Below are 23,925 nucleotides of genomic sequence, written 5' to 3'. Positions count from 1 at the left end.
AGGTCTTGAATCCTTAAAGGGCGTTCGCTTCGCGCAAGGCGGCGCGCAGGGTTTCGTGGTGGGCGGCCGACAGTTCGGTCAGCGGCAGACGGATGCCCCGCTCGACTCGGCCCATCTCGGCCAGGGCCCACTTGACCGGGATCGGGTTGGCCTCGACGAACAGCTTCTGATGCAGGCCGAGCAGCTTGAAGTTGATCTCGCGGGCGCGGGCCAGGTCGCCGGCGAAGGCGGCGGCGCACATCTCGTGCATCAGCTTGGGCGCCACGTTGGAGGTGACCGAGATCACGCCGTGGCCGCCCAGCAGCATCAGGGCCAGGCCGCTGGCATCGTCGCCGCTGTAGATGGCAAAGCCCTTGGGCGCGCGCTTGATCAGGTCACTACCGCGCTCGATATTGCCGGTCGCGTCCTTGATCCCGATGATGCCGGGCACCTGTGCCAGGCGCAGCACGGTATCGTTGCCGATGTCGGCCACGGTGCGGCCGGGCACGTTGTACAGGATCATCGGCAGGTCGACCGCCTCGGCGATGGTCTTGAAGTGCCGGTACAGGCCTTCCTGGGTCGGCTTGTTGTAGTAGGGCGCGACCGACAGCCCGGCGGCGGCGCCGGCCGCCTTGGCACAGCGGGTCAGCTCGATGGCCTCGGCGGTCGAGTTGGCGCCGGTGCCAGCGATGATCGGGATGCGACCCGCGGCATGCTCGACGGCGGTGCGGATCAGTAAGCAGTGCTCTTCCTGGCTGACGGTGGGCGACTCGCCGGTGGTGCCGACAATCACCAGACCGTCGGTCCCCTGCTCGACGTGCCAGTCGACCAGCCGTTTCAGGCCATCGAGATCGAGGGCGCCGTCGGGGCGCATGGGGGTGACGAGCGCAACAAGACTGCCGGTAAACATGTCCATCGGGTCCGAAAAATTACACGATTGTACTCAAAAGCGGGGGCTTAGGGTTTGATCGCGCACAGCCGCTGCAGCCGGCGGGCCGGCTCCGACTCGGTCAAGTCCTCGTAGGCGAGCACACGCAGCCGACCGCGGGCAAGTTCCAGAAGTTCCCCCGGCAGCAGCAGGTAGGCCGGGTTCTTCGGCCGGCCGAAGCGCTCCTGACCCAGGGCGAAGGTCTCATAGATCAACACACCGCCCGACGCCAGGGCGTCGATCAAGTGGGGAAACAAGGGCCGGTGCAGATAATTCACTACCACCAGGCCCTGATAGGCCGCCGACTCGAACGGCCAGCCCCCCTGTTCCAGGTCCTGCTGCAACCAGCGCACCCCCGCCGTGTCGCGCACCGGTTGGCTAAGATTGAGGTCGAGGTCGACCGCGTCGACCTGATAGCCCTGCCCGGCCAGATAAACGGCATGCCGACCTGAGCCGCAGGCCAGATCCAGCACCCGACCGCCTGCCGGAATTACCTTTGCCCAACGGGCGACCCAGGGCGAGGCGCTCACGGTGCCAGCCCCCTGGCCGTCGCGCCCATGACCCCGATGGCCTCATGCCAGACCCGCTCGATCAGCGGCGGGAAATAGCCGATGGCCGTGTAGAGAATGAAGAAGCCGGCAGTCAGGGTGAGCGGAAAGCCGACCGCGAAGATGTTCAACTGCGGCGCCGCCCGCGTCATCATGCCGATCGCCAGGTTGGTCGCCAGCAAGGTGGCGCTCACCGGCAGGGCAATCTGCAGCCCCGTCGAGAAGATGCTGCCGGCCCACTCGACCACGGTATACAGGCCACGCGCGGACAGCGGCTCCACCGTCACCGGCACCTGGCGAAAGCTATCGACCAGGGCGCCGATCACCAAGTGGTGTCCGTTGGTAGCGAACAGCATGAGGGCCGCCATCAGCACCATGAACTGGGACAGCACGGGGGTCTGGGCGCCGTGGATCGGGTCGAACAGAGTGGCGAAGGACAGGCCCATCTGCAGGCCCATGAACTGGCCGGAGAATTCGATGGCGGCAAAGACCAGGCGCAGCACGAAGCCCAGGCTCAGGCCGACCAGGATCTGCTGGCTGAGCAGCAGGAAGCCTTCGCCGGACACCAGCGGCACCTTGGGCATCTCGGGCAGGACGGGCGCGACCACGAGAGTGAGGACAAAAGCGAAGGCGACGCGCACCGACACCGGCGCCGACCGGTTACCCAGGAGAGGATCAACCGACAGCCAAGCCATGACGCGGACAAAGGGCCAGAAAAACAATGCCAGCCAGGTAGTCAACTGGTCTGACGTGACGCTGATCATCCGCCGATGATGCCCGGGATGTTGTTGAGTAGTCGCTGGGTGTAATCGACCAGCAACTCGATGGTCCAGGGACCGGTGATGACCAAGACGACGAACATCACCACCAGCTTGGGGATGAAGGTCAGGGTCATCTCGTTGATCTGGGTGGCGGCCTGGAAAATACTGATGATAAGACCCGTCGCCAACGAGGCGATCAGAAGCGGCGCGGCCGCCAGCATGGCCACTTCCAGGGCCTGACGCATGAGGGCGACGACGGTGTCCGGGGTCATATCGCGAAGGTCTGCACCAGAGAGGCGATTAGCAGGCTCCAGCCGTCGGCCAGCACGAACAGCATGAGCTTGAACGGCAGCGAGACCAGAACCGGCGACAGCATCACCATACCCATGGACATCAGCACGCTGGCGACCACCATGTCGATGATGAGGAAGGGGATGAAGACGATGAAGCCGATCTGGAAGGCCGTCTTCAACTCACTGATGACGTAGGCCGGCACCAGGATCTTCATCGGCGTTTCCTCCGGCCCTTGCAAGGGCGGGTGGTTCGACAGCTTGACGAACAGGGCCAAGTCTTCCTGCCGGGTCTGCTTAAGCATGAAGGCCTTGAGCGGCTGGGCGCCACGGTCGACCGCCTCGACGAAGTTGATCTGGTTCTTCGAGTAAGGCTGCCAAGCCTCATCGTATATCTTGTCGAACACCGGGGCCATGATGAAAAAGGTCAGGAACAGGGCAAGGCCGACCAGCACTTGGTTGGGCGGCGCCTGCATGGTGCCGATGGCCTGGCGCAACAGGGCGAGCACAATCACGATCCGGGTGAAGGCGGTCATCATCAGCAGGGCCGCCGGCAGGAAGGTCAGGGCGGTGAGGAGGAGCAGGGCCTCCAGGCTGAAGCTGTAATTGGTGCTGCCGCCAGGACCTGGGGTGCTGGTGAAGGCAGGAATGCCGGGTGCGGCCCAGGCCGCGGCAGGCATCAACAGCAGGGCCAGCCACCACCAACGCATGTCAGTTCTTGCGGCGGGCCAGCAACTCGCCCAGTTTGCCGGCAAAAGGGGCTTGGGGCGAGGCGGTTGGGCTGACGATATAGCCCTCGGGCTTGGGCAGGGTATGCAGGGCACTCACCTGACCCGGTGCGACGCCAACCAGGAGCCAGGTCTCGCCGACTTCGACCACCACCACCTTTTCCCGAGGTCCGAGCATGACCCCCCCCACCACCTTGACCACGCCCTGGGTACCGGTCTGGGATGGCGCATAACGTCGCAACAGCCAGAGAAAGGCGTAGAGGATGCCCAGCACCACGACCAGGGCGAGAAAGGTCTGCAACAAGGCGCCCGCCGTCGAGGTCTGCACCGAGGCCGAATCGGCCGCCAGCAAGGCAGACGGCGCAAGGAAGGCCGGGAAGCCCAGCAAGTGCGGGGTAGGCCGCATGATTATCGGTTGAGGCGGCGCAAGCGCTCGGCCGGGCTGATGATGTCGGTCAGGCGGATACCGAACTTGTCATTGACCACCACCACCTCGCCTTGGGCGATGAGGGTGCCATTGACCAGGACATCCATCGGCTCGCCGGCCAGGCCGTCGAGTTCGACCACGGAGCCTTGGGCCAACTGCAGCAGATTGCGGATGGCCAGCTTGGTCCGGCCCAGTTCGACGTTGAGCGAAACCGGGATGTCGAGGATGAGATCGAGATTGTTGGCCGCCGCCGGCTGCGTCGCGTCGGCGGTGAGCGGCTGAAAGACGTTGGCCTTCTGGGCCGCAGGCGCGGCGGCATCGACCGCGGCTTGCTCCGCCATCGCAGCCGCCCAGTCGTCGGCACCGGAGCCCGCGGCCGCCTGGTCCGCGGTTTCCTGCTCGGCCATGGCGGCCGCCCAGTCGTCAGCGGATATTTCCTTCTCGGCTTCTTCGCTCATCGCTTGCCTCCGGCCCGGGATACACGCTCATAACCTTCCAGCACCCGGCCCACCTTGAGGGCGTACTGCCCGTTTTTCTGGCCATACTGGCATTCGAACAAGGGCACGCCATCGACTGCGGCGACCACGGCATCCGGCAAATCGAGCGAGATCACGTCCCCCACCTTAAGGTCCAGGATCTGGCCCAGGGTCACCGAGGTCTGACCGAGGTCCGCCACCAATTCGACCTGCGCATCCTGCACCTGCAAGGAAAGCTGGGAGACCCAGCGTTCGTCGGCCTCCGCGCGGTCGGCCTGCATGGTGCTGGTCAACAGGTCGCGTATAGGCTCAATCATACTGTATGGCATGCAGACGTGGAAATCGCCGCCGCCGGCGCCCAGCTCGATGTTGAAGGTGCACACCACCACCACCTCGGTCGGCGTCGCGATGTTGGCGAACTGGGTGTTCATCTCCGAGCGCACATATTCATACTGGATCGGATAGATCGGCTCCCAGGCCTTGCGGTATTCCTCGAAGGTGACTTCCAGCATCTTCTTGATGATGCGCTGCTCGGCCAGGGTGAAGTCGCGTCCTTCGACCCGCATGTGGAAACGCCCGTCGCCACCGAACATGTTGTCGATCACCAGGAACACCAGATTGGGATCGAACACGAACAATGCGGTGCCGCGCAACGGCGACATGTGGATCAGATTGAGGTTGGTCGGCACCACCAGGTTGCGAACGAACTCGCTGTACTTGATGACCGTGACCGGCGAGACGGAGATTTCCGCCGTGCGCCGGATCAGGTTGAACAGGCCGATGCGGAAGTTGCGGGCGAAGCGCTCGTTGATGATCTCGAGCGTGGGCATGCGCCCACGGACGATCCGTTCCTGGCGACCGATATCGTAGGAGCGGATACCCTCCCCAGCCTCCTCTGCTGCCGTCTCTTCCGGCTCGCCGGTGACGCCGCGCAGGAGGGCATCGACTTCTTCCTGGGAAAGGATATCGTCCGCCACGCCCCTCTCACTGAATAATAAATGAGTTGAACAGCACGCCCTTCACACCCTTGCCGCGCTCCTTGATCCGGAGCACATCATTGAGCTGGGCCTGGATTTCACTGGCCAGTTTGTCCTTGCCTTCCTGGCTGCCCAGCTCTTCATAGGTCTTGCTCGACAGCAGGCGCAGCAGCACATCACGCACCTCGGGCATGTACAGCTTCACCTTCTGTTGCGCTTCGGAATCGGACAGCTTCAAGGCGACTTCGACCTGCAGATAATGTTCGCGATCCGCCAGATTGACCGTGAAGGTCTCAAGTTTTTCGTAGATCGGAGGATGCTCTTCCTCCTTGGCCGCCTGCTCGGTCTGCTGCTTGCCTTCTTCTGCCGGCGCCATCAACAACCAGACGCCGACGCCGCCACCGACCAGCACCAGCAGGGCCACGATGCCGATAAGCATGAACAGCAATCTTTTTTTTCTGCCGGGCGCCGGAGCCTGTTCGAGCGCCTCATCCTGCAACTGATCGTCGTCTTTCCCTTTGGCCATGCAACCCCCACTACTTACCTGACGCAGAACCTGCGAGAAAATGATTCAAAAAACAGATACTTTCCCGCGCAAGCTTAAGTTTTTTATTACGACAGGGCAAGATGAAACGCAAGGCGACAGCCGCACCAGATCAAGGATTTGCTCGGTAACAACAACGGAATCGGGCGTCAGACGTAGAGATCGACCAGACCCTGGCCCATCACGCGACGAGCCGGCGGCAGATTGGCGATCATGCCCACATCCCCGCCATCATCTTCAGCCGAGCCGCCAGCACCGCCGCTCTGCCGATCCTGGGTCCGCGAATCGCGGAACGACTCCGGACTGACCGAGGCCTGACCCAACGACAGCCCTGCCTCGGCCATCATGTCGCGCAGACGGGGGATCGCTGCTTCGATCGCCTCCCGCACGCCCTGGTGGGGCGAGAAGAACTGGGCACCGGCCTCGCTGCCGGTCAGAGTCAAACGCACCTCGACCGCCCCCAATTGCGGCGGGTTCAGGATCATCTGGGCCGACTGCGATTCGCGACCGACCAGCCAGACCACCTTCTGGCTGAAATCGGCCGCCCAGTTGGCTGCCTGCAAGGGGGTACGCACGCTCAGCACCGTCTGCGACAAGGACTCGGACGCACCCTTGTGCTGGACCACACCGGCCAGCGCCAGCTCGTCGCTGCGCGCCACGGCCTGTCCGGTCGCCGCCAGGGCTTCGCCACCGACTTGGACGTTCGCAGCCTTGAGTGAGGCATCGACGATCTTCGCATCCACCTGGGATTGGACGTTCGCCTGAGCCAGCAGCAGCCCCTTGGCCGCGTCGCGGCCGGCAGGGTCGCCGGCTTCCGGACGGTCGGCCGCCAGGCGTTCGGTCAGCACATCCGCCGCGTTCGCGGCGGGCAGCGCCTTCTTGTCCTGCGCCACCGAAACCGGCAATTCCTTGCCATCGACGGCAACATCTGCCGCCCCTGCATCGACCTGGGCGGAGACCGCCTTGCCCTTCGCGCCCAGCATCGCCAACAGGGCTGGATCGATCGGCATGCCGCCGGCCAGGGCCGCCAGCAGCGCAGGATCCAAAGCGGCATCCACTGTCCCGCCTTCGACAGCCGCAGCCTTGTCGGCCGCCAGCAGCCCCGGGACGCCGAACAGATGGGATTTGCCGGCGAAGGCCGCCAGGGACACCCCTTTGGCCGGGGTCTCGCCCTGGGCCAGTGCCGCCACTCGGCCCGACAGCACGCCGGCGAAGACATCGGCACCGCCTGCCGCGGGCTTGCCGTTAGCTGCCTGAGCAGACCCCGCACTGGGGACCGCGATAACCGAAGGGCCTGCCAGAATCTCTGCCATGTTCGACTCGTGCGTTGGTGACGGCAGAAATAAAAGCAAGGGCTATGCCAGATCCTCATCCTCCCGGCCCACTCGCCGGCTGGCACGCTCGTCAGTGAGTTTTTGTTCGCGTTTTTCCATGCGCCGGTTTTCCTGGGCCCGATGGCGGGCGGCCAGGGTCTCGTAGGCCTTGACCTTCTGCCGCAGCTCCAGCCATTGCTTGTGGGCCGCCTGCCAGCGCTGCTCGGCCAGATGCGCCTCCTGCCGCTGGTGCTCGATGGCCCCCTGGACCTTGGCCAGGAAACCCTGGTAATCGCGCAGCTGCTGGATGCCCATGCCCGAGGTCGTGGCCGTTTTCAGCCGCGCCTGATACTCACCCTGGAATTGGTGCAACTGCTCCAGCTGCCGCTTGGCCTCGTCCTGCTTGCGCTTGAGCATGCGCAGGAGCCTTTCGGCGGCCTCCATCCGATGCTGCGAATGCTCCAACAGGGGCTGGAGCGAGAAGCGGACCATGGCTTAGCGGATTTCTTCGGTCTCCGCCAGGCGTCGCGCCTCATCTTCCAGCATCACCGGGATGCCGTCGCGAATGGGAAAGGCCAGGCGGTCGGCCTTGCACACCAGCTCCTGCGCCTCCTTCAGGTAGACCAGCGGTCCCTTGCACAAGGGGCAGACCAGGATATCAAGCAGTTTGGCGTCCATCGGGGGATCCTATCTTTTCCAGAATGATGTTTTTTAGTCCGGCGCCGACCTCGGCGTCAATCCTCAGCACCCAGGCATCCGCCGGCTCGAAGGCGGCACACTTGACCGCATCCTTCTCGGTCATCAACACGGTACCGGCCGGCAGGTCTTGCGGCCGGTAGCGGTGGTGGTCGGGCAGCGCATGCGGCTGGGCGCGGATACCCAGGTCGGCCAGGGTGCGGAAGAAGCGCGCCGGGTTGCCGATGCCGGCCACGGCTTCGACAGCGCGACCGGCGAAATGCCCGGCCTCGACCACGGTCTGCGGCGCGCCCAGGCGCCAGAAGCGACGGCCGGACAAGGTCATGGCGAACTGCGGCGCGGCCAGGTCGGCCAGGATCTGGCCGCCGTTGACCACCACCGCCGTCACCGAGTCCAGGCGCGACCGCGGCTCACGCAAGGGCCCGGCCGGCAACAGCCAGCCGTTGCCGAAACCGCGCTCGCCATCGACCACGACCAGCTCGACGTCGCGCGCCAGGGCATAGTGCTGCAGGCCATCGTCGGCGAGGATGACATCGACCTCGGGATGAAAGGCCAGCAATTGCCTGGCCGCCTCGGCGCGGCGCCGGCCGACCCAGACCGGACAGCCGGTGCGCTGCGCCAGCAAGACCGGCTCGTCACCGACATCCTCGGGGTCGCTGTCGGGCTGCACCGGGGCTGCATCCCTGCGGCGGCCGCCATAGCCGCGGCTGACGATGCCAGGATGCCACCCCGCCTGGCGCAGCTGCTCGGCCAGCCAGATGGTGAGCGGCGTCTTGCCGGTGCCGCCGACCGCGATGTTGCCGACCACCACCACCGGCACCGGCAGACGCTCGACGCCCAGCCAGCCGGCTCGATAGGCCAGCCGGCGCAGCCAGACCGCGAGGAAGAACAGCAGGGAAACCGGCGTCAGCAGATAGCGCCAGGGGCAGGGCCGATACCAGCAGCGGACCAGCCGCTCCATGGCTAATCGCCGGCTGTGGTTTGAGTGACGAAGGTCACCCGGCCGTAACCCGCCCGCCGCGCGGCATCCATGACATGGATGACCGACTGGTGGCTGGCATTGGCATCGGCGCTGATCACCACCACCGGCTCCTTGGCCCCGGCCGCGGCCTGGGTCAGCGCCGCGGACAGGCCCTCGACGCCGGCGAAGGCGACCTTGGCGTTGTTGATCACGTAGTTGCCGGCGGCATCGACGTTGACGTCGATCTGCGCCGGCTGCTCCTTGGCCGTATCGCCCGCGGCCTGGGGCAGGTTGATCTGCAACTCGGAGAAGCGGGCATAGGTGGTGGTCACCATGAGGAAGATCAGGATGACCAGGAGCACGTCGATCAGCGGGATCAGATTGATCTCCGGGTCTTCCCGGTGGCGGCCGCGTTGAAAGTTCATTTGCGTTCGCCGTGGACGATCTCGACCAGCTTGATCGCCTGCTGTTCCATTTCGACCAGCAGGGCCTCGACCTTGCCGCGGAAGAAGCGGTGGAAGATCAGACTGGGGATGGCGACGATCAGGCCGAAAGCGGTGTTGTAGAGGGCGACCGAGATGCCGTGGGCCAGCACCGCCGGATTGCTGCCGGTGGGCGACTGGGAACCGAAGATCTCGACCATGCCGACCACGGTGCCAAGGAGGCCGAGCAGCGGCGCGACAGCGGCGATGGTGCCGAGCGAGGTCAGATAGCGCTCGAGGTCGTGGGCGACGGCGCGGCCGGCCTCTTCCAGCGACTCCTTCATCACCTCGCGGCTGCTGGCCAGGTTCTTCAGGCCGGCGGCGAAGATGCGGCCCATGGGCGAATTCTCGGCCAGCACCCGCTGCACCTCGGGGTTCGCCCCCTGCCGGCGCAGGGTCTCCAGGGTCTGCTCCAGCAACTGCGGCGGCACGATCTGATTGCGGCGCAGGGTATAGAAGCGTTCGAAAACAATGGCCAGGGCGATGATGGAGGCGATGATCAGCGGCCAGATGGGCCAGCCGGCGGCTTCGATAAGGGCTAACACTGGCGATTCCTCAGGGGTTGGCAATCGCGTAACTCTACTGGCACCAGGGTTACCGGGCAAGCCGGCGACGTCGGGGTGCCGTGTATAATGCCGCATTCCATGCTTGACGCCTGCGCCATGCGCCTGTTTTGCCTCCTCTTTCACCGCCTTTGGCCGCACTGCGAATGATCCGCCGTCTGATCCGCAAGGTCTTCGGTGGCAGCGATGCCGACAAGCCGACCATCCTGCCCCTGGCCCGGCACGGCATCCGCCGGGAACAGATCCACCCCTGCGCGCTCAAGGTCACCCGCAGCCTGAGCGAGGCCGGTTACGCCGCCTTCGTCGTCGGCGGCGCCGTGCGCGACCTGCTGATCGGCCGCGAACCCAAGGACTTCGACGTCGCCACCGACGCCACCCCGGAGGAGGTGCGCCGGTGCTTCCGCCGCTCGCGCATCATCGGCCGCCGCTTCCAGATCGTCCACGTCTACTGCGGCAACGACACCATCGAGGTCACCACCTTCCGCGCCAGTCAAGGCGAGCCCGAGGCCGACGAGGACCGGGTAACCGCCGAGGATGGCCTGATCCTGCGCGACAACGTGTTCGGCAGCCAGGCCGAGGATGCCGCCCGTCGCGATTTCACGGTCAATGCCCTGTATTACGACCCGGAGCGGGAAGAGATCTGGGACAGCCACGGTGGCGTGAATGATGCCAAGAAGCGCATCCTGCGCATGATCGGCGACCCGGAGACCCGCTATCGGGAGGACCCGGTGCGCATGCTGCGCGCCGCCCGCTTCGCCGCCAAGCTCGATTTCCGCATCGACCCGGCGACCCGCGCGCCGATCGCCAGGCTGGCCCCGCTTTTGGAGCGCATTCCGGCGGCGCGCCTGTTCGACGAGATGATCAAGCTGTTGCTCTCGGGCCATGCCGAGCGCGGGGTGCGCCAGCTCAGGGCCGAGGGCCTGCACCACGGCATCTTCCCCATGCTCGATGCCATCCTCGACGACCCCAAGCGGCAGCCCTTCATCCATGCCGCCCTGCACGACACCGACGAGCGCGTGCGCAACGACCAGTCGGCCTCACCCGCCTTCCTGATCGCCTGCCTGCTCTGGTTCGACATGAACACGGCCTGGCAGCGCCTGCAGGATCAGGGCGAACCGGCCGCGGCCGCGCTGTTCGCCGCCATGGACCAGGTGCTGGAACAGCAACGCGACACCCTGGCCTTCCCCCGCCGCTTCGACGGCATGATCAAGGAGATCTGGGCCCTGCAGCCGCGCTTCGAGCAGCGCAGCGGCGCCCGGCCCTACCGCCTGCTGACCCACCCCCGTTTCCGCGCCGGTTATGACTTCCTGCTGATCCGAGCCAAGGGCGGCGATGCGCCGCAGGAGCTGGCCGATTGGTGGACCCGCTTCCAGGAGGCCAGCGAGACCGAGCGCGCCGCCATGCTGCTGCCGGCCAAGGCCGGCGAGGGCAAGCGCCGCCGCCGGCCGCGCAAGCCGCGCAGAAGCGGCAACGAGGGAGCAAGCAATCTTGCCTAAGCCGGTGCAGGCCTTCGTCGCCCTCGGCGCCAACCTGGAGGGTCCGGCCAGCCAGGTCGAGCGCGCCTTCCCCGAGCTGGCCCGCCTGCCGGGAACCCGGCTGGTCGCCCGTTCCTCGCTCTACCTGTCCAAGCCGGTCGGCTATACCGACCAGCCGGATTTCATCAACGCCGTGGCCGAGCTCGAAACCGCCCTGACGCCCCGCGCCCTGCTCGACGCCCTGCTGGCGATCGAACAGCGGCACGGCCGCCGGCGCGAATTCCGCAATGCCCCGCGCACGCTGGACCTCGACCTGCTGCTCTACAACGGCCTGATCATGCACGAGCCGGGCCTGACCCTGCCGCACCCGCGCATGCATGAGCGCGGCTTCGTCCTGCTGCCCCTGCTCGAGATCGCGCCCGACTGCCGCATCCCCGGCATCGGCCCGGCCGCCGCCATTTGCGGCGTCGACAGCTGCGGCCTGCACAAACTGGCACACCCGAGCCTGGCGGCCAAGCTGAACTGAATGCTGCCGGCACACCTGCGCTACATCGTGGTCGAGGGCCCCATCGGCGTGGGCAAGACCAGCCTCGCCCGGCGCCTGGCTGCGCGCATCTCGGCCGAGCTGATCCTGGAGCAGGCGGCGGAAAATCCCTTCCTCGCCCGCTTCTACGAAGACAAGCGCCGCTTTGCCCTGGCCGCCCAGCTGTTCTTCCTGCTCTCGCGCACCGAGCAATGCCGGCAGCTGGCGCAGGGCGACCTGTTCGCCGGCGCCACCGTGTCCGACTACCTGATCGACAAGGACATGCTGTTCGCCCGGCTCAACCTGGAGGAGGCCGAGTTCCGGCTCTACCAGAAGCTCTATCAGGACTTGCAGCCGCAGACGCCGGCGCCCGACCTGGTCATCTACCTCCAGGCCGCGCCCGCCACCCTGGCCCAGCGCGTGCGCCGGCGCGGCCTGCCCTACGAGCAGGGCATGGGCGAGGCCTACCTGGCCGAACTGGCCCGGCTCTACACGGAATTCTTCTATCATTACGACGCGGCGCCGCTGCTCATCGTCAACAGCGAACGGCTCAACTTCGCCGACAGCGAAGAGGACTTCGAGCTCTTGTTCCAGCGCATCTGCGAGATGCGCGGCGCGCGCGAGTTCTTCAACCGGGGGGCCTGATGTTTCTGCCGCAACTGCTGGCCAAAACAGCCAAAGGCGAAAAGCTGGTCGCGCTGACCTGCTACGACGCGAGCTTTGCCCGCGCGCTCGCGCGCGCCGGGGTCGACATCCTGCTGGTCGGCGACTCCCTGGGCATGACCGTGCAGGGCCACGCCACCACCCTGGCGGTCAGCCTGGAGCACATGGCCTACCACACCGAGGCGGTCGCCCGCGGCGTCGCCCAGGCCGGAACCGGTGCCTTCGTCATGGCCGACCTGCCCTTCGGCAGCTACCAGGCCAGCCCGGCCCAGGCCTTCGAGGCCGCGGCGCGGTTGATGGCGGCCGGCGCCAACATGGTCAAGCTTGAAGGCGGCGCGGTCATGGCCGACACCGTGAGCTTCCTGGTTAAGCGCGGCATCCCGGTCTGCGCCCATGTCGGCCTGCTGCCGCAATCGGTCAACCTCACCGGCTACCGCGCCCAGGCCCGCGATCAGACCGCGGCGGCGCAACTGCTGCAGGACGCCAAGGCACTCGAGACCGCCGGCGCCCAGATCCTGCTGATGGAATCGATCCCGGCCGCCCTGGCCGCCGAGGTCACCCGCAGCCTCGCCATCCCGACCATCGGCATCGGCGCCGGCGGCGACTGCTCGGGCCAGGTCCTGGTCCTGCACGACGTGCTCGGGCTGACCGAGCAGCCGCCGCGCTTCGCCAAGAATTTCATGCCCGGCGCCGACGGCATCGAGGCCGGGGTCCGCGCCTATGTCGAGGCCGTGAAGGCCGGCCGCTTCCCCGGCGCCGAGCACCAGTTCTGACCATGCAGGTCATCCACCGCGTCGCCGAGTTGCGCGCGGCGCTCGCCGGCGCCGAGAACACCGCCTTCGTGCCGACCATGGGCAATCTGCACCGCGGCCACATCGCCCTCATCGAGCAGGCCCGCCAGGCCGGCCGGCCGGTGGTGGCGAGCATCTTCGTCAATCCCCTGCAATTCGGTGCCGGCGAGGACTTCGAACACTATCCCCGCACCCTGGCGGCCGATTGCGAGCAACTCGCGGCCGCCGGCACCGACATCGTGTTCGCGCCGGAGCCGGCCGAGATGTACCCCGAGCCGCAGACCTACCAGGTGCTGCCGCCGCTCGCCGGCGAGCTATGCGGCGCCCAGCGGCCGGGGCACTTTCAGGGCGTGGCCACGGTGGTGCTGAAGCTGTTCAACATGGTGCGGCCGCGCTTTGCCGCCTTCGGCAAGAAGGATTACCAGCAGCTGTTCATCCTCAAAGGGATGGTGCGGCAGTTCAACCTGCCGATCGAAATCCTCGAAGGCGAGACGGTGCGGGCGGCGGACGGCCTCGCCCTGTCCTCGCGCAATGGCTATCTCAGCGCCGCCGAGCGGGCCGAGGCGCCCCGCCTGTATGCCACCCTGCGCGCCATTGCCGCCGAGCTGGCCGGCGGCCGCCGCGACTTCGCCACCCTCGAGGCCGCGGCCGGCGCCGAGCTGACCCGGCACGGCTGGGCCGTGGACTATGTCGCCATCCGCAGCCAGGCCACGCTGCTGGCGCCCCAGCCCGGTGAAACCGCCCTGGTGGCCCTGGCGGCGGCCCGACTGGGCGGCACCCGGCTGATCGACAATATCGAGGTGGGCCTCCCCGGCTAACGGGGGTATAATTGCCGCCCTTTCAATGGATTAGCCGCCCATGCAACGGACTTTGCTCAAATCCAAGCTGCACCGCGTGCACGTGACCGCCGCCGAGCTGGAGTACGAAGGCTCCTGCGCGATCGACGAGTCGCTGCTGGAGGCGGCCGACATCCGCGAGTACGAGCAGATCCAGATCTACAACGTCAGCAACGGCGAACGCTTCACCACCTACGCCATCCGCGGCGAACGGGGCAGCGGCATGATCTCGGTCAACGGCGCGGCGGCACACAAGGCCGCGGTGGGCGACGTGCTAATCATCGCGACCTACGCGGTCTACAACGAGATCGAACTGGCGCGTTACCAGCCCAGGCTGGTCTACGTCGACGAGCAGAACCGGATCAAGCGCATCGGCAGCGAGATCCCGGCCCAGGCCGCTTAAGAGCCTATTTCAGTAGGGCTCATACCCCGCGCCGTTGGCCTGCGGGATGCAGGGCAAGACGCAGGGGGCGAAGTGGAGTCATTCTCCACGAGCCACCTGCAACGCCGCCAAGCGCCCGCAGGCCAGCGGCCCTTCGGGTTGCAGCCAGGATCAGCGTCTGCAGCGTTACGCCGCTTGTCGATGGAACGACCATCGACTGCGCGTCGCGCCTTGCATCCATCCGATCCTGGCTGCAACGCGGGGCATGAGCCCTACTGAAATAGGCTCTAACTCTTCCCTGGCCAGCCGGCCAGCGCCCTGAATTTAGCCCAATCGAAGTGCGGCCCCGGGTCGGTCTTGCGCCCCGGCGCGATGTCGGAATGCCCGGCCACGTCATGCAACCCCGGGTAGGCCGCGCGCAGCATCCGCGCCAGTTCCGCTAGTCGTGCATATTGCACCTCGGTGAAGGGCTGGTTGTCGCTGCCCTCCAGCTCCACCCCGATGGAAAAATCGTTGCAGCGTTCCCGCCCCGCCCAAGTGGAAGCCCCGGCATGCCAGGCCCGCTGAGCGCAGGGCACGAACTGGATCAATTCGCCGTCGCGCCGGATGAAGAAATGGGCCGAGACGCGCAGATCCTTGATGGTCTCGTAGTAAGGGTGCGCCGCCGGGTCGAGCCGGTTGGTGAAGAGCTCGATCACGCCGGGGCCGCCGAACTCGTCCGGCGGCAGGCTGATGTTGTGCACGACCAGCAGACTGACTGCCGCCCCCTCGGGCCGTGCATCGCAATTGGGCGAGGGAATGCGCCGCGCCTCGAACAGCCAACCCTCTGAATCCAGACCTTGTTCCATCACGGCTCCTCTTCGGCCGGTCGAGCGAGGGCGGCTTCGATGGCCCGCCCCAGCCGTTCCGGCGTCACCTCGCATTCGAGCCTGGCATGGTAATGGCCATCGCGGAACAGGAACAGGGCGGGCAGGTGAAACACCTCGTACTGGCGGGCAAGCGCGGTGCTTTTCTGCACGTCGACCTTGAACAAGGTCATGCCGGGGCCGACCGCCGCCGGCAGGCGCCGCTCGACCTGCCGGCAGCTACCGCAGTCGGGACCGGAAAACAGCACCAGGGCGGGGCCCTCGGTCTGCCTCAGCCGGGCGTGAAAGTTGAACTCGTCGATGGGGATCAGCTGTGGGCCATGCATGAGAAAAGCGGCGGGCGGCTGTTAGAATGGCCGGCTTGATTGCTGAAGGTGCGCCATGCTGCTGCTCGAACTCCTGTTTTTCCTGTTCCTGATTCTCATCGCTGCCGAGATTTTCGTAAACGCCCTCGAACACCTGGGTGAGCGGCTGAAGATCTCCGAGGGCGTCACCGGCTCGCTGTTCGCCGCCGTCGGCACCGCCCTGCCCGAGACCATCGTGCCCCTGCTCGCCATCTTCGGCGGTACCCAGAACCAGCAGCTCAATGAGGAGATCGGCGTCGGCGCCATCCTCGGCGCCCCCTTGATGCTGTCCACCCTGTCGCTGTTCCTGATGACCTTGGCGGTATGGAAGCACCGCGGCAGCCAGGGTCACCTCAGCCCGGAGCGCAGCGGCCTCACCCGCGACCTCAACTTCTTCCTCGGCGCCTTCGCCCTGTCCTGCATCGCCCTGTTCGTGCCGCATGAGACCGGGGGCATCCGCGCCATGCTGGCCTTCGTCATGGTCACCATCTATTTCTTCTATGTGCTGCTCACGATCAAGGCCTCGGCCAGCCTGGTCAAGGAAGGCCACGGCACCGAGGCCGACAAGCCCATGCTGCTGACCAAGCTGGGATTGAAGCACGGCTGGCCGGCGATCTTCATCCAGCTCGGCCTGGGCTTGGGCCTGCTGGTGGCCGGCGCCAAGGGCTTCATCCATGGCATCGAGCAGGCCGCACCGCTGCTCGGTATCTCCGCGCTGCTGCTGTCGCTGATGGTGGTACCGATCGCCACCGAGCTGCCGGAGAAGGTGAATTCCATCCTGTGGATCCGCAAGCACAAGGACACCCTGGCCTTCGGCAACATCACCGGCGCCATGGTGTTCCAGGGCACCCTGTTGCCGGCCATCGGCATCCTGCTCACGCCCTGGGCACCGCAGAAGGAAGTGCTGGCCGGCGTGGTCATCACCCTGGCCGCCGCCACCTGGCTGCGCATCATGCTGGCCCGCGGCCAGCTGCGGGTCTGGCACCTCGGGGTGAATGGCGCGCTGTACGCGCTGTACCTGACGATCGCGCTCGCCTAGTCGATGCCCAGCCGCTCCAACCGGTAGCGCAGCGAGCGGAAGGTCACGCCCAGTTGCTTGGCGGCAGCCGTCTTGTTGCCGCCGTTCTGCTCCAGCGCGGCGAGCACCGCCTGACGCTCGACCGCATCCAGATAGTCCTGCAAGGATTGCTGGCCGCTCCGGTCGCCACTGGGCACCGGCTCCGGCGCCAGGTTGAGATCGGCCGGGCCGAGTTCGCCCTCGCTCAGGGCGAAGGCCCGTTCCAGGATGTTCTCCAGTTCGCGCACGTTGCCCGGGTAGCTGTAGGTCATCAGCGCCGCCATCGCCGCCTCGCTCAAACGGGCCGCCTGGCCAAGGCCGTAGCGCGTCATGATGTGGTCGACCAGGGCCGGGATATCCTCGCGCCGCTCGCGCAAAGGTGGCATCTTCAGTTCGATGACGTTGAGCCGGTAAAAGAGATCGTGCCGGAAACGGCCGGCCTCCACCGCACGGGCCAGGTCCTGGTGCGAGGCGCTGATCAGGCGCACGTCGACCGTTTCCTCCTGGGGGCCGCCGACCCGGCGCACCCGCTTCTCCTGGATGGCGCGCAAGAGCTTGACCTGCATGGCCATGGGCAGGTCGGCCACCTCGTCGAGGAACAGGGTGCCGCCGTCGGCCGCCTGGAAGAAACCGTCGCGGTCGGCCTCGGCCCCGGTGAACGCGCCCTTGCGATAACCGAAGAACTCGCTCTCCATCAGGTTTTCCGGGATCGCGCCACAGTTCACCGCGACAAAGGGCTTGCCGGCCCGATGGCTCTTGCCGTGGATCAGCCGCGCCGCGACCTCCTTTCCGGTGCCGGTCTCGCCGTGGATGAAGACCGGCGCCTGGCTGCGCGCCACCTTCTCGACCAGGCCGCGCACCTGCCGCATGGCCGGCGACTCGCCGACCAGTCCTTGTGTCGACTCCGGCGCCGGCTCGACGTCCGGCGTCTTCAGCGCCGTGCGCACCAAGGCACGCAGTTGCTCCAGGCTGACCGGCTTGGACACGTAATCGAAAGCGCCGGCCTTGAGCGCGGCCACCGCGTTGTCGGCCGAACCGAAGGCGGTGATCACCGCCACGGGCGTCGTCGGGCTGGTTTCGGCGACATGGCGCACGATCTCCAGGCCCTCGCCATCGGGCAGTCGCATGTCGGTCAAACACAATTCGAAGTGCCTTGCCTGCAGGCGGGCCTTGGCCTCGGCCACGGTCTTCGCCCGCTCGACATCGAGGCCCATGCGCACCAGGGTCAGCTCGACCAGATCGAGCAGATCGGGTTCGTCATCGACGATCAACACGGTGGGTGCGGCCATGCGCTGGATTCCTCAGCAAAGCGACATACTGCAACTCAGACGGAACATAACCCCGCCCGCCTGTTCGACATAGCGCAGCTGGGCCTGGTTGGCTTCGGCCAGCTCGCGCGAGATATAGAGACCCAAGCCGCTGCCCTTCTGCTCGGTGGTGTAGAAGGGCTCGAACAGGTGCAGCTTCAGCTCGGCCTCGATCGGCGGCCCGTCGTTGAAGATGTCCAGGTCGGCCCCTGTCTCGTAACGGCGCACGCTGATCCGGATGCTGCCTGCCTCCTTGCGGCAGTGGCGCCAGGCGTTGCGACAAAGATTCCACAGAATCTGTTGCAGATGCAAGCGATCGAAGCAGAAGCCCGCACCCGGCTCGATCTCCAGCCGGATCACCTCGGCCGGCACCGATTCGTTGCGCCGGAACTCCTCGACGAAGGCCGGGATGATTTCAGCCGCCTGCAGTTCCTCCCGATTCTGCCGGTCGCGCCGGTTCAGGCTGAGCACGTCATCGACCAGCCAGTTCAGGCGGCTGGCATTGTCTTCGATGATCTTGCACAGCCGCGTCCGCACCTCGGCATCGGGCTCCTCCTTCAGCAATTGGGCCGCGTGATTGACCGCTGACAGTGGATTGCGAATCTCGTGCGCCAGATTGGCGGTCAGCCGGCCCAGGGCCGCCAGCTTCATGCGCTGGGCCTCGGCCTCCAGCTCGGTAACGTCCTCGATCACCACGATGGCGCCGGCCTCGCGTTCCGGCTCCAGTTCGATGAAGCGGGCGCGCAGACGGGCACCTTCGCGGGCAACCTGGAAGGGATGGGCCTGGACCCGGCCCTCGCGCCGCCAGCCGGCCCAGAGTTCGGCCAGATGCGGCGAGCAGCGGTCGAGCGTGCATTCGGCATGGAACTGGCCGCGCAGCTGTTCCTCGGCCTGGGAATTGGCCAGCAGGATATTGCCGCCGCTATCGACCACGAGCACGCCGAAGGGCAGCTCCTGGATGACCCGGGCATTGATCCGGGCCAGCTGCTCGGCCAGCCGGGCCTTCTCGCCGGCCAGCTCGGCGGCGCTGCGCGCGCTCTTGGCCAGGGCGTGGGACAACAGGGCCACCACGAACAGGCCCATGGACAGCAGACCGGCACGGACGAAACCGCCCAAGGCGAACTCGCTGCCGAGCGCCCGCCAGCTCTGCTCGAACAGCATCAGCAGGGTGGCGAGCGAGGCCGCCACCAGCACGGCACGCATGGAAGGCAGCAGGCCCGCCGCGGCCAGGGGCAGGATCAGGAGCAGGCCCAGGCCACCGGCCACGCCACCGCTCAGATGCATCAGCCAGCTGATGGCGACGATGTCGACCCCGACCTGGGCATACAGCTGCTTGTTGAAGGCGATCTCGCGCAGACGTTCCATGCCGGCGAGCAGGATGGCCGCCGTGCCGTAGAGCACGCCGCTGGCGAGAAAGAGCTGGACTTCGTCCTCGGTGATCGGCGCGTACTGGGGAAAGGCCCAGACGCCGATGGTCATGCTGAAGGCGAGGAACAGGCGATACTGGTTGAGATGGCGCAGGGAGCGCCAGAAGCTTTCGGGGAGCGTCGCCGCCTGGGTCACAGGATCAGCCGTGGTCCTGCTGTTGGTGCTCAGGGCTGCAGTAGAAGCGGCCGCGGCTCAGGATGGCCTCGGAGCGGGGCAGATTCACGCCGCAGACCTTGCAGCGCACCATGTCTTCCACCCCCGGCTTGGTCTCGGGCGGCGGCGCCACCTGCCCGCGCTTTACGGCCCGGAACCAGAACACGGCGGCCAGGCCGATGGCCAGCCAGATCAGCAGCTTAACCAATGTCGAGCCCGTTCTTGTGGGTGTCGTTGACCAGCACCAGCAGGCGCTGGAAGGGGATATAGCGGCCGAACTTGACCACCAGCGGCATATAGGGCAGGTCCTCGCCCATGCCCCACTCGTAGGTGCCGTTGATCATGTCGTTGTAAACCTTGCGCACCATGGCATCGAGCTGCTCGATGAAGGGGCCGAAGATCTCGGCGTTCTCCGGCTCGTAATCCATGCTGGTGCGGAATTCGTCGATCTCGTACACCGCCTGGTGCACCAGGTCGACATATTCGTCGACGGTCTTGGGTCGTTTCATGCTTGCTACTCAACTCCATCACTACCAAAACAAACAGGGGCGCCAAATAAAAGCAGGGGGCCAAATGAAAACAGGGGCTTGGCGCCCCTGTCAGTATGCCACAGCCGGCCGGCTTATTTGCTGGCGAACTCCTCCAGCTTGCGGGCGCGGATGACGTTGCCGTCGAGGCCGGCCTCCTTGGCCGAACCGCCGTAGGCCAGAGTCATCAACTGACTGTAGTAGAGCACCGGCATGTTGAACTTGGTGCCGTACTTCTTGTTGATCTGGCCCTGGTAGACCTCGGTGTTGGCCTGGCACAGCGGGCACGGGGTGACCAGCATCTCGGCGCCGGAGTCGTAGGCGGCCTCGATGATGTCCTTGATCTGGGCCTGAGCCTTGTCCGGCTCGGAGAAGGCCAGGGCGCCGCCGCAGCAGGTCACCTTCTGGTCGTACTTGGTCGCCTCGGCGCCGACGGTCTCGATCAGCTTGTCGAGGTACATCGGGTTTTCGAACGACTCGCCATGGATACCGAACGGCCGGTTGGTCTGGCAGCCGACGTAGCCGGCGAACTTGAAGCCGTCGAGCGGCTTCTTCACCGGCTTCTTCAGCTCGTCGTAGCCCAGGTCCTCGATCAGCACCTCGACCATGTGGCGCACCTCGGGGATGACCTTGATGTTGAGCCCGGCCTCCTTCAGCGCCTCCTGGGTGTCGGCCATCAGGCCGGAGTTGTGCTCCAGCCGCTCCTTCGACTCGCGCGCACCCAGCCAGCAGGCGGCACAGGTGGCGACGATGTCCTGGCCCGGCAGGTTCTGCTCGGACAGGGCGAAGTTGCGGGCGTTCATCACGTGGCGCGGCAGCTCGCCGGCCTCGGCGTAGCTGATCGACGCGCCGCAGCAGTTCCAGTCGGGGATCTCGGTCATCTTGATGTCCAGCGTCTTGCACATGGACTCGACCGAGGTCAGGTAATTGGAGGCCGAGGCGCCCTTCTGCGAAGAGCAGCCCGGATAGAAAGCGTATTCCTTGCGTGCCATCTGTCTAATCTCCTTATGCCGGCTGGCGGCCCTTGCGCTTCGCTTCCAGCTCGCGCGCCTTGGCCAGCATTGCCTGGATGCCCTTGAGGTCCTTGCACTTGTGACCGCCGCCGAGGGCTTCCATGATGTTCAGGCGCCCGGCCTTGACCAAGCCGAGGGCGACGCTCTGCATCTCCATCGCCTTCTTGATGCCGGAAGCGATGCCGTCCTTGAAGTAGAGCGACTGGGTCAGCTTCACTTCGTTGACTCGGCCGTACTTGGTGGCGTTGTTCCAGAAGGTCTGCGACAGGTGCAGGGTGGGCTGCATCTTGGGCGCCCGGCCCAGGCGGTAGGCATACTCGGCGATGCCGTGCATGACATGGGTGATCGGCACCTTGCGCGGGCAGCGGACGTAGCAGTTGTAGCAGGAGACGCACTGCCACATCGAGTTGGAGCTCAGCACCTCGTCGCGCTTGCCGGCCCGGATCATCATGAACAATTCCTGCGGCGGGTGGTCCCAGCCGCCGTGGAAGTTGGTCGGGCAGGAACCGGAGCAGACGCCGCACTGCATGCACATCTTCACCCAGTTGCCCATCTCGGCCTGTTCCTCGATCTCCTTGAGGAAGTTGTTCTTGTAGCGGGCCGCCATTTGTTGATTCATATCGCTCATTGCCAGCCTCCTCTCACAGACCCTTGAAGGGCGACATGCCCATCTCGACGATCTTGGCCGCATAGTCGTTGATCTTCTGCGGCAAGGTCTCGATGTCGGTGATCGCCACCTCCAGATCCATCAGACGTTCTTCTTCCAGGTTCATGCCCTTCAGGGTGTCGTACACCTTGGACATGCGGTAGCGACCGAGTTCGGAACCCTTGACGAAGTGGCACTGGTATTCCTCGCCGTGCTTGCAACCCATGAGCATGACGCCGTCATAGCCGGAGTTGAGCGCATCGGTGATCCAGATGGTGTTGACCGAGCCGAGGCAGCGCACCGGGATGACGCGGACGAAGGGGTCGTACTCGTGGCGGTTCATGCCGGCCATGTCGAGCGCCGGGTAGGCATCGTTCTCGCAGGCCAGGATCAGCACGCGCGGCTTCTCGGAGAACTCGTCCGGGATGTCCACCGCCTTGATCTGGGCGCCGACGGTGTTGACCGAGTAGTTCTCGAACGAGATCACCCGCACCGGGCAGGCGCCCATGCAGGTGCCGCAACGACGGCAACGCGACTCGTTGAACAGCGGGAAGCGTTTCTCGTCCTCGTCGATGGCGCCGAACGGGCACTCCACCGTGCAGCGTTTGCACTGGGTGCAGCCTTCCAGACGCGCGGTCGGGAAGGACAGGTCGCCGGCGCGCGGGTGCGCGGCCTTGCCCAGGCCGGCGTTTTCCATGGCCTGGATCGCCTTCATCGCGGCGCCAGTGGCATCCTCGATCGCCTGCACGGTGTCCATCGGCCGGCGCACGGGGCCGGCGGCGTAGATCGCGGTACGGCGGGTCTCGTAGGGGAAGCAGATGAAGTGGCTGTCGTTGAAGCCGTGCTTGAACTGCGGTATGTCCGGACCCTGGCGATAGTTCAGGTTCAGGACGGAGGTGGACATCATCTGCACGACCTGCTGCTTGGCACCCTCGTCGCCGCCCTCGGCCGCGCGATTGGCCTCGGCCAGGGCATCGAGGTCGGGGCCGGAGGTCGGCACCATGCCGGTGGCCAGTACCACCAGGTCGGCATCGGTCTCGGTCTCCTCGTTCAGGATCAGGTCCTTGAACTTGACCTTGCAACCGTCGCCGCTGCTCTCCACCTTGGACACCACGCCCTTGGAGAAGATCACGCCCTTGTTCTGGGCGGAGCGGTAGAAGTCCTCGCCGTTACCGGGGGTGCGCAGATCGGTGAACAGCACCACGGTGTCGATGTCCGGGTTGCTGTCCTTGAAGTACATGGCCTGCTTGATGCTGGTGTTGCAGCAGTGGCCCGAGCAGTACTGCAGGTGCTCGCCGGTGGTGTCGCGCTGGCCGGCGCACTGCACGAACACGACGGACTTCACTTCCTTGCCGTCGGCGCGCTTGATCGGGCCGCCGTTGGCCGCCTTCGCCAGTGCCTCGAGGCCGGCCTGGTCGACCACATGGGCCTGGCCGCCGCCCAGGTGCGGCAGCTTGTTCATGTCGTAGAGTTCGAAGCCACTGGCCTGGACGATGGCGCCGATGTCCTCGGTCGCGGTCGGGCCGCTCTCGATCGCGATCTCGACCTTGAACCGGCCGGGTGCGCCGGCGGTTTTGGCCACGGTCGCGTTAAGATAGACCTTGATGTTGGCGTCGGCCTCGATCTGGGCGACGAGGTCGGCGATGCCGTTGTCCTCCGGCGCCTTGAACGGCTCACGCGTGGGGATGCGCTTGTGCAGCTTGGCGGTCCAGCCGCCCAGGGCGCCGGTCTTCTCGACCAGCACAACCTTGTAGCCGGCCTTGGAGGCCTCGCGCGCGGCAGTCATGCCGGAGATGCCGCCGCCGACCACGAGCAGGGTCTTGACGCCGCCGGTGTTGGGGTTGCCCTTGGGCTGGGTCATGGCCTTCACCTCGGCGCAGGCCATGCGCACGTAGTCCTCGGCCATCTCCTGGGTGGTCTCGCGCGCCTCGTCGGTGTCGGGCCGCACCCAGATCACGCCCTCGCGCAGGTTGGCGCGGGAGATGGCGGTGGTCGGGAAGTTGAAGGCCTCGGTCTTGGCCCGGCGGGAGCAGGCGCAGATCGCGGCGTGAGTGACACCTTCGTTGTCGATGTCGTTCTGGATCATCGCCACGCCCTCGGCGGAGCAGAGGAAGTCGTGCTCGCGCACGAGGTTCATCTTGCCTTCCTTGGTGGCGACCTTCACGAGGGACGCGGCATCCAGGCGATTGCCCAGTTCGCAGCCCTTGCAGATGTATGCAGCGGTTTTCATATCAGCCATGG

At 66.0% G+C, this 23,925-nt stretch carries 31 protein-coding genes; 7 read left to right on the top strand and 24 right to left on the bottom strand.

The window, feature by feature from the left end; translation table 11 throughout:
* Positions 1-13: 13 nt before the first annotated feature.
* The 15 genes from dapA to EL388_RS03100 form a co-directional block, all read right to left on the bottom strand.
* Positions 14-889 (bottom strand): 4-hydroxy-tetrahydrodipicolinate synthase, encoded by an 876-nt coding sequence (dapA, locus tag EL388_RS03170; protein WP_126463985.1) that lies wholly within the window; start codon positions 887-889, stop codon positions 14-16.
* Positions 890-936: 47 nt separating this feature from the next.
* The gene (locus tag EL388_RS03165) at positions 937-1,437 is read right to left on the bottom strand and encodes a class I SAM-dependent methyltransferase (RefSeq protein WP_126459475.1); all 501 of its coding nucleotides are present in this window, start codon (positions 1,435-1,437) and stop codon (positions 937-939) included.
* Entirely contained in the window at positions 1,434-2,219 is a 786-nt protein-coding gene (gene fliR, locus EL388_RS03160; RefSeq protein ID WP_126459472.1) for a flagellar biosynthetic protein FliR, read from the bottom strand. Before fliR ends, EL388_RS03165 begins: the two co-directional genes overlap by 4 nt.
* Positions 2,216-2,488, bottom strand: a complete 273-nt coding sequence (gene fliQ / locus EL388_RS03155) for a flagellar biosynthesis protein FliQ (protein WP_126459468.1) — start codon at positions 2,486-2,488, stop codon at positions 2,216-2,218. The genes fliR and fliQ overlap by 4 nt, the downstream gene beginning before the upstream one ends.
* The gene (fliP, locus tag EL388_RS03150) at positions 2,485-3,216 is read right to left on the bottom strand and encodes a flagellar type III secretion system pore protein FliP (RefSeq protein WP_126459465.1); all 732 of its coding nucleotides are present in this window, start codon (positions 3,214-3,216) and stop codon (positions 2,485-2,487) included. The genes fliQ and fliP overlap by 4 nt, the downstream gene beginning before the upstream one ends.
* A gap of 1 nt (position 3,217) precedes the next feature.
* Positions 3,218-3,640, bottom strand: a complete 423-nt coding sequence (fliO, locus tag EL388_RS03145; RefSeq protein ID WP_126459462.1) for a flagellar biosynthetic protein FliO — start codon at positions 3,638-3,640, stop codon at positions 3,218-3,220.
* A gap of 2 nt (positions 3,641-3,642) precedes the next feature.
* On the bottom strand, positions 3,643-4,119 hold the full coding sequence (gene fliN, locus EL388_RS03140) for a flagellar motor switch protein FliN (protein ID WP_126459460.1): 477 nt from the start codon (positions 4,117-4,119) through the stop codon (positions 3,643-3,645).
* Positions 4,116-5,114, bottom strand: coding sequence for a flagellar motor switch protein FliM (gene fliM, locus EL388_RS03135; protein WP_126459457.1), 999 nt, complete (start codon positions 5,112-5,114; stop codon positions 4,116-4,118). The genes fliN and fliM overlap by 4 nt, the downstream gene beginning before the upstream one ends.
* Positions 5,115-5,121: 7 nt before the next feature.
* Positions 5,122-5,640 carry a flagellar basal body-associated protein FliL gene (gene fliL / locus EL388_RS03130; protein ID WP_126459454.1) on the bottom strand — a complete coding sequence of 173 codons (519 nt, stop codon included), beginning with the start codon at positions 5,638-5,640 and terminating at the stop codon, positions 5,122-5,124.
* A 167-nt stretch (positions 5,641-5,807) separates the two neighbouring features.
* The gene (locus EL388_RS03125) at positions 5,808-6,863 is read right to left on the bottom strand and encodes a flagellar hook-length control protein FliK (protein ID WP_165919077.1); all 1,056 of its coding nucleotides are present in this window, start codon (positions 6,861-6,863) and stop codon (positions 5,808-5,810) included.
* 150 nt (positions 6,864-7,013) lie between these two features.
* A complete protein-coding gene (gene fliJ, locus EL388_RS03120; RefSeq protein WP_126459448.1) occupies positions 7,014-7,463 on the bottom strand; it encodes a flagellar export protein FliJ in 450 nt (149 codons plus the stop codon).
* A gap of 3 nt (positions 7,464-7,466) precedes the next feature.
* Positions 7,467-7,649, bottom strand: a complete 183-nt coding sequence (locus EL388_RS03115; RefSeq protein WP_126459446.1) for a Trm112 family protein — start codon at positions 7,647-7,649, stop codon at positions 7,467-7,469.
* Positions 7,630-8,628 carry a tetraacyldisaccharide 4'-kinase gene (lpxK, locus tag EL388_RS03110; protein ID WP_126459443.1) on the bottom strand — a complete coding sequence of 333 codons (999 nt, stop codon included), beginning with the start codon at positions 8,626-8,628 and terminating at the stop codon, positions 7,630-7,632. The genes EL388_RS03115 and lpxK overlap by 20 nt, the downstream gene beginning before the upstream one ends.
* Before the next feature lie 2 nt (positions 8,629-8,630).
* On the bottom strand, positions 8,631-9,053 hold the full coding sequence (locus tag EL388_RS03105; protein WP_126459440.1) for an ExbD/TolR family protein: 423 nt from the start codon (positions 9,051-9,053) through the stop codon (positions 8,631-8,633).
* Complete coding sequence (locus tag EL388_RS03100) at positions 9,050-9,655, bottom strand: MotA/TolQ/ExbB proton channel family protein (protein WP_126459436.1); 606 nt, start codon at positions 9,653-9,655, stop codon at positions 9,050-9,052. Before EL388_RS03100 ends, EL388_RS03105 begins: the two co-directional genes overlap by 4 nt.
* A gap of 164 nt (positions 9,656-9,819) precedes the next feature.
* Here EL388_RS03100 and pcnB point away from each other — a divergent pair, with 164 nt between their 5' ends.
* From pcnB to panD, 6 genes are read left to right on the top strand one after another with little or no spacing between them, the layout of a single operon-like run.
* Positions 9,820-11,169, top strand: a complete 1,350-nt coding sequence (gene pcnB, locus EL388_RS14185; protein WP_126459433.1) for a polynucleotide adenylyltransferase PcnB — start codon at positions 9,820-9,822, stop codon at positions 11,167-11,169.
* Positions 11,162-11,674, top strand: coding sequence for a 2-amino-4-hydroxy-6-hydroxymethyldihydropteridine diphosphokinase (gene folK, locus EL388_RS03090; RefSeq protein ID WP_420856650.1), 513 nt, complete (start codon positions 11,162-11,164; stop codon positions 11,672-11,674). The genes pcnB and folK overlap by 8 nt, the downstream gene beginning before the upstream one ends.
* Positions 11,675-12,316, top strand: coding sequence for a deoxynucleoside kinase (locus tag EL388_RS03085; RefSeq protein WP_126459430.1), 642 nt, complete (start codon positions 11,675-11,677; stop codon positions 12,314-12,316).
* A complete protein-coding gene (gene panB, locus EL388_RS03080; protein WP_126459427.1) occupies positions 12,316-13,107 on the top strand; it encodes a 3-methyl-2-oxobutanoate hydroxymethyltransferase in 792 nt (263 codons plus the stop codon). Before EL388_RS03085 ends, panB begins: the two co-directional genes overlap by 1 nt.
* 2 nt (positions 13,108-13,109) lie before the next feature.
* On the top strand, positions 13,110-13,943 hold the full coding sequence (gene panC / locus EL388_RS03075) for a pantoate--beta-alanine ligase (protein WP_126459424.1): 834 nt from the start codon (positions 13,110-13,112) through the stop codon (positions 13,941-13,943).
* Between the two features lie 40 nt (positions 13,944-13,983).
* Positions 13,984-14,364: an aspartate 1-decarboxylase gene (panD, locus tag EL388_RS03070; protein ID WP_126459421.1), complete on the top strand. Its 381-nt coding sequence runs from the start codon at positions 13,984-13,986 to the stop codon at positions 14,362-14,364.
* A gap of 266 nt (positions 14,365-14,630) precedes the next feature.
* On the opposite strand, the gene ampD is transcribed toward panD, so the two are convergent.
* A complete protein-coding gene (ampD, locus tag EL388_RS03065; RefSeq protein WP_126459418.1) occupies positions 14,631-15,191 on the bottom strand; it encodes a 1,6-anhydro-N-acetylmuramyl-L-alanine amidase AmpD in 561 nt (186 codons plus the stop codon).
* A complete protein-coding gene (locus tag EL388_RS03060) occupies positions 15,191-15,535 on the bottom strand; it encodes a thioredoxin family protein (RefSeq protein ID WP_197721813.1) in 345 nt (114 codons plus the stop codon). Before EL388_RS03060 ends, ampD begins: the two co-directional genes overlap by 1 nt.
* Positions 15,536-15,590: 55 nt before the next feature.
* Between EL388_RS03060 and EL388_RS03055 the strand changes: the two genes are divergently transcribed.
* Entirely contained in the window at positions 15,591-16,592 is a 1,002-nt protein-coding gene (locus tag EL388_RS03055) for a sodium:calcium antiporter (RefSeq protein ID WP_126459415.1), read from the top strand.
* On the opposite strand, the gene EL388_RS03050 is transcribed toward EL388_RS03055, so the two are convergent.
* The 7 genes from EL388_RS03050 to EL388_RS03020 all read right to left on the bottom strand — a co-directional run bounded on the left by EL388_RS03050 (position 16,589) and on the right by EL388_RS03020 (position 23,923).
* Positions 16,589-17,899, bottom strand: coding sequence for a sigma-54-dependent transcriptional regulator (locus EL388_RS03050; RefSeq protein ID WP_126459412.1), 1,311 nt, complete (start codon positions 17,897-17,899; stop codon positions 16,589-16,591). The genes EL388_RS03055 and EL388_RS03050 overlap by 4 nt on opposite strands.
* Before the next feature lie 12 nt (positions 17,900-17,911).
* Positions 17,912-19,480 carry a sensor histidine kinase gene (locus EL388_RS03045; RefSeq protein WP_126459409.1) on the bottom strand — a complete coding sequence of 523 codons (1,569 nt, stop codon included), beginning with the start codon at positions 19,478-19,480 and terminating at the stop codon, positions 17,912-17,914.
* A gap of 4 nt (positions 19,481-19,484) precedes the next feature.
* The gene (locus EL388_RS03040; RefSeq protein WP_126459406.1) at positions 19,485-19,706 is read right to left on the bottom strand and encodes a PP0621 family protein; all 222 of its coding nucleotides are present in this window, start codon (positions 19,704-19,706) and stop codon (positions 19,485-19,487) included.
* Positions 19,699-20,007, bottom strand: a complete 309-nt coding sequence (locus tag EL388_RS03035) for a general secretion pathway protein GspF (RefSeq protein ID WP_126459403.1) — start codon at positions 20,005-20,007, stop codon at positions 19,699-19,701. The genes EL388_RS03040 and EL388_RS03035 overlap by 8 nt, the downstream gene beginning before the upstream one ends.
* 113 nt (positions 20,008-20,120) lie before the next feature.
* Positions 20,121-21,017 (bottom strand): CoB--CoM heterodisulfide reductase iron-sulfur subunit B family protein, encoded by an 897-nt coding sequence (locus EL388_RS03030; protein WP_126459400.1) that lies wholly within the window; start codon positions 21,015-21,017, stop codon positions 20,121-20,123.
* A 13-nt stretch (positions 21,018-21,030) separates the two neighbouring features.
* Positions 21,031-21,666 carry a 4Fe-4S dicluster domain-containing protein gene (locus tag EL388_RS03025; RefSeq protein ID WP_232019165.1) on the bottom strand — a complete coding sequence of 212 codons (636 nt, stop codon included), beginning with the start codon at positions 21,664-21,666 and terminating at the stop codon, positions 21,031-21,033.
* Between the two features lie 13 nt (positions 21,667-21,679).
* Positions 21,680-23,923 carry an FAD-dependent oxidoreductase gene (locus EL388_RS03020; RefSeq protein WP_126459394.1) on the bottom strand — a complete coding sequence of 748 codons (2,244 nt, stop codon included), beginning with the start codon at positions 23,921-23,923 and terminating at the stop codon, positions 21,680-21,682.
* Between the last annotated feature and the right edge of the window lie 2 nt (positions 23,924-23,925).

Source organism: Sulfuritortus calidifontis, assembly GCF_003967275.1.
Classification (GTDB): Bacteria; Pseudomonadota; Gammaproteobacteria; order Burkholderiales; family Thiobacillaceae; genus Sulfuritortus; species Sulfuritortus calidifontis.
The sequence above is the reverse complement of the archived record's forward strand: the minus strand, read 5'-3'. Positions and strand labels throughout refer to the sequence as shown.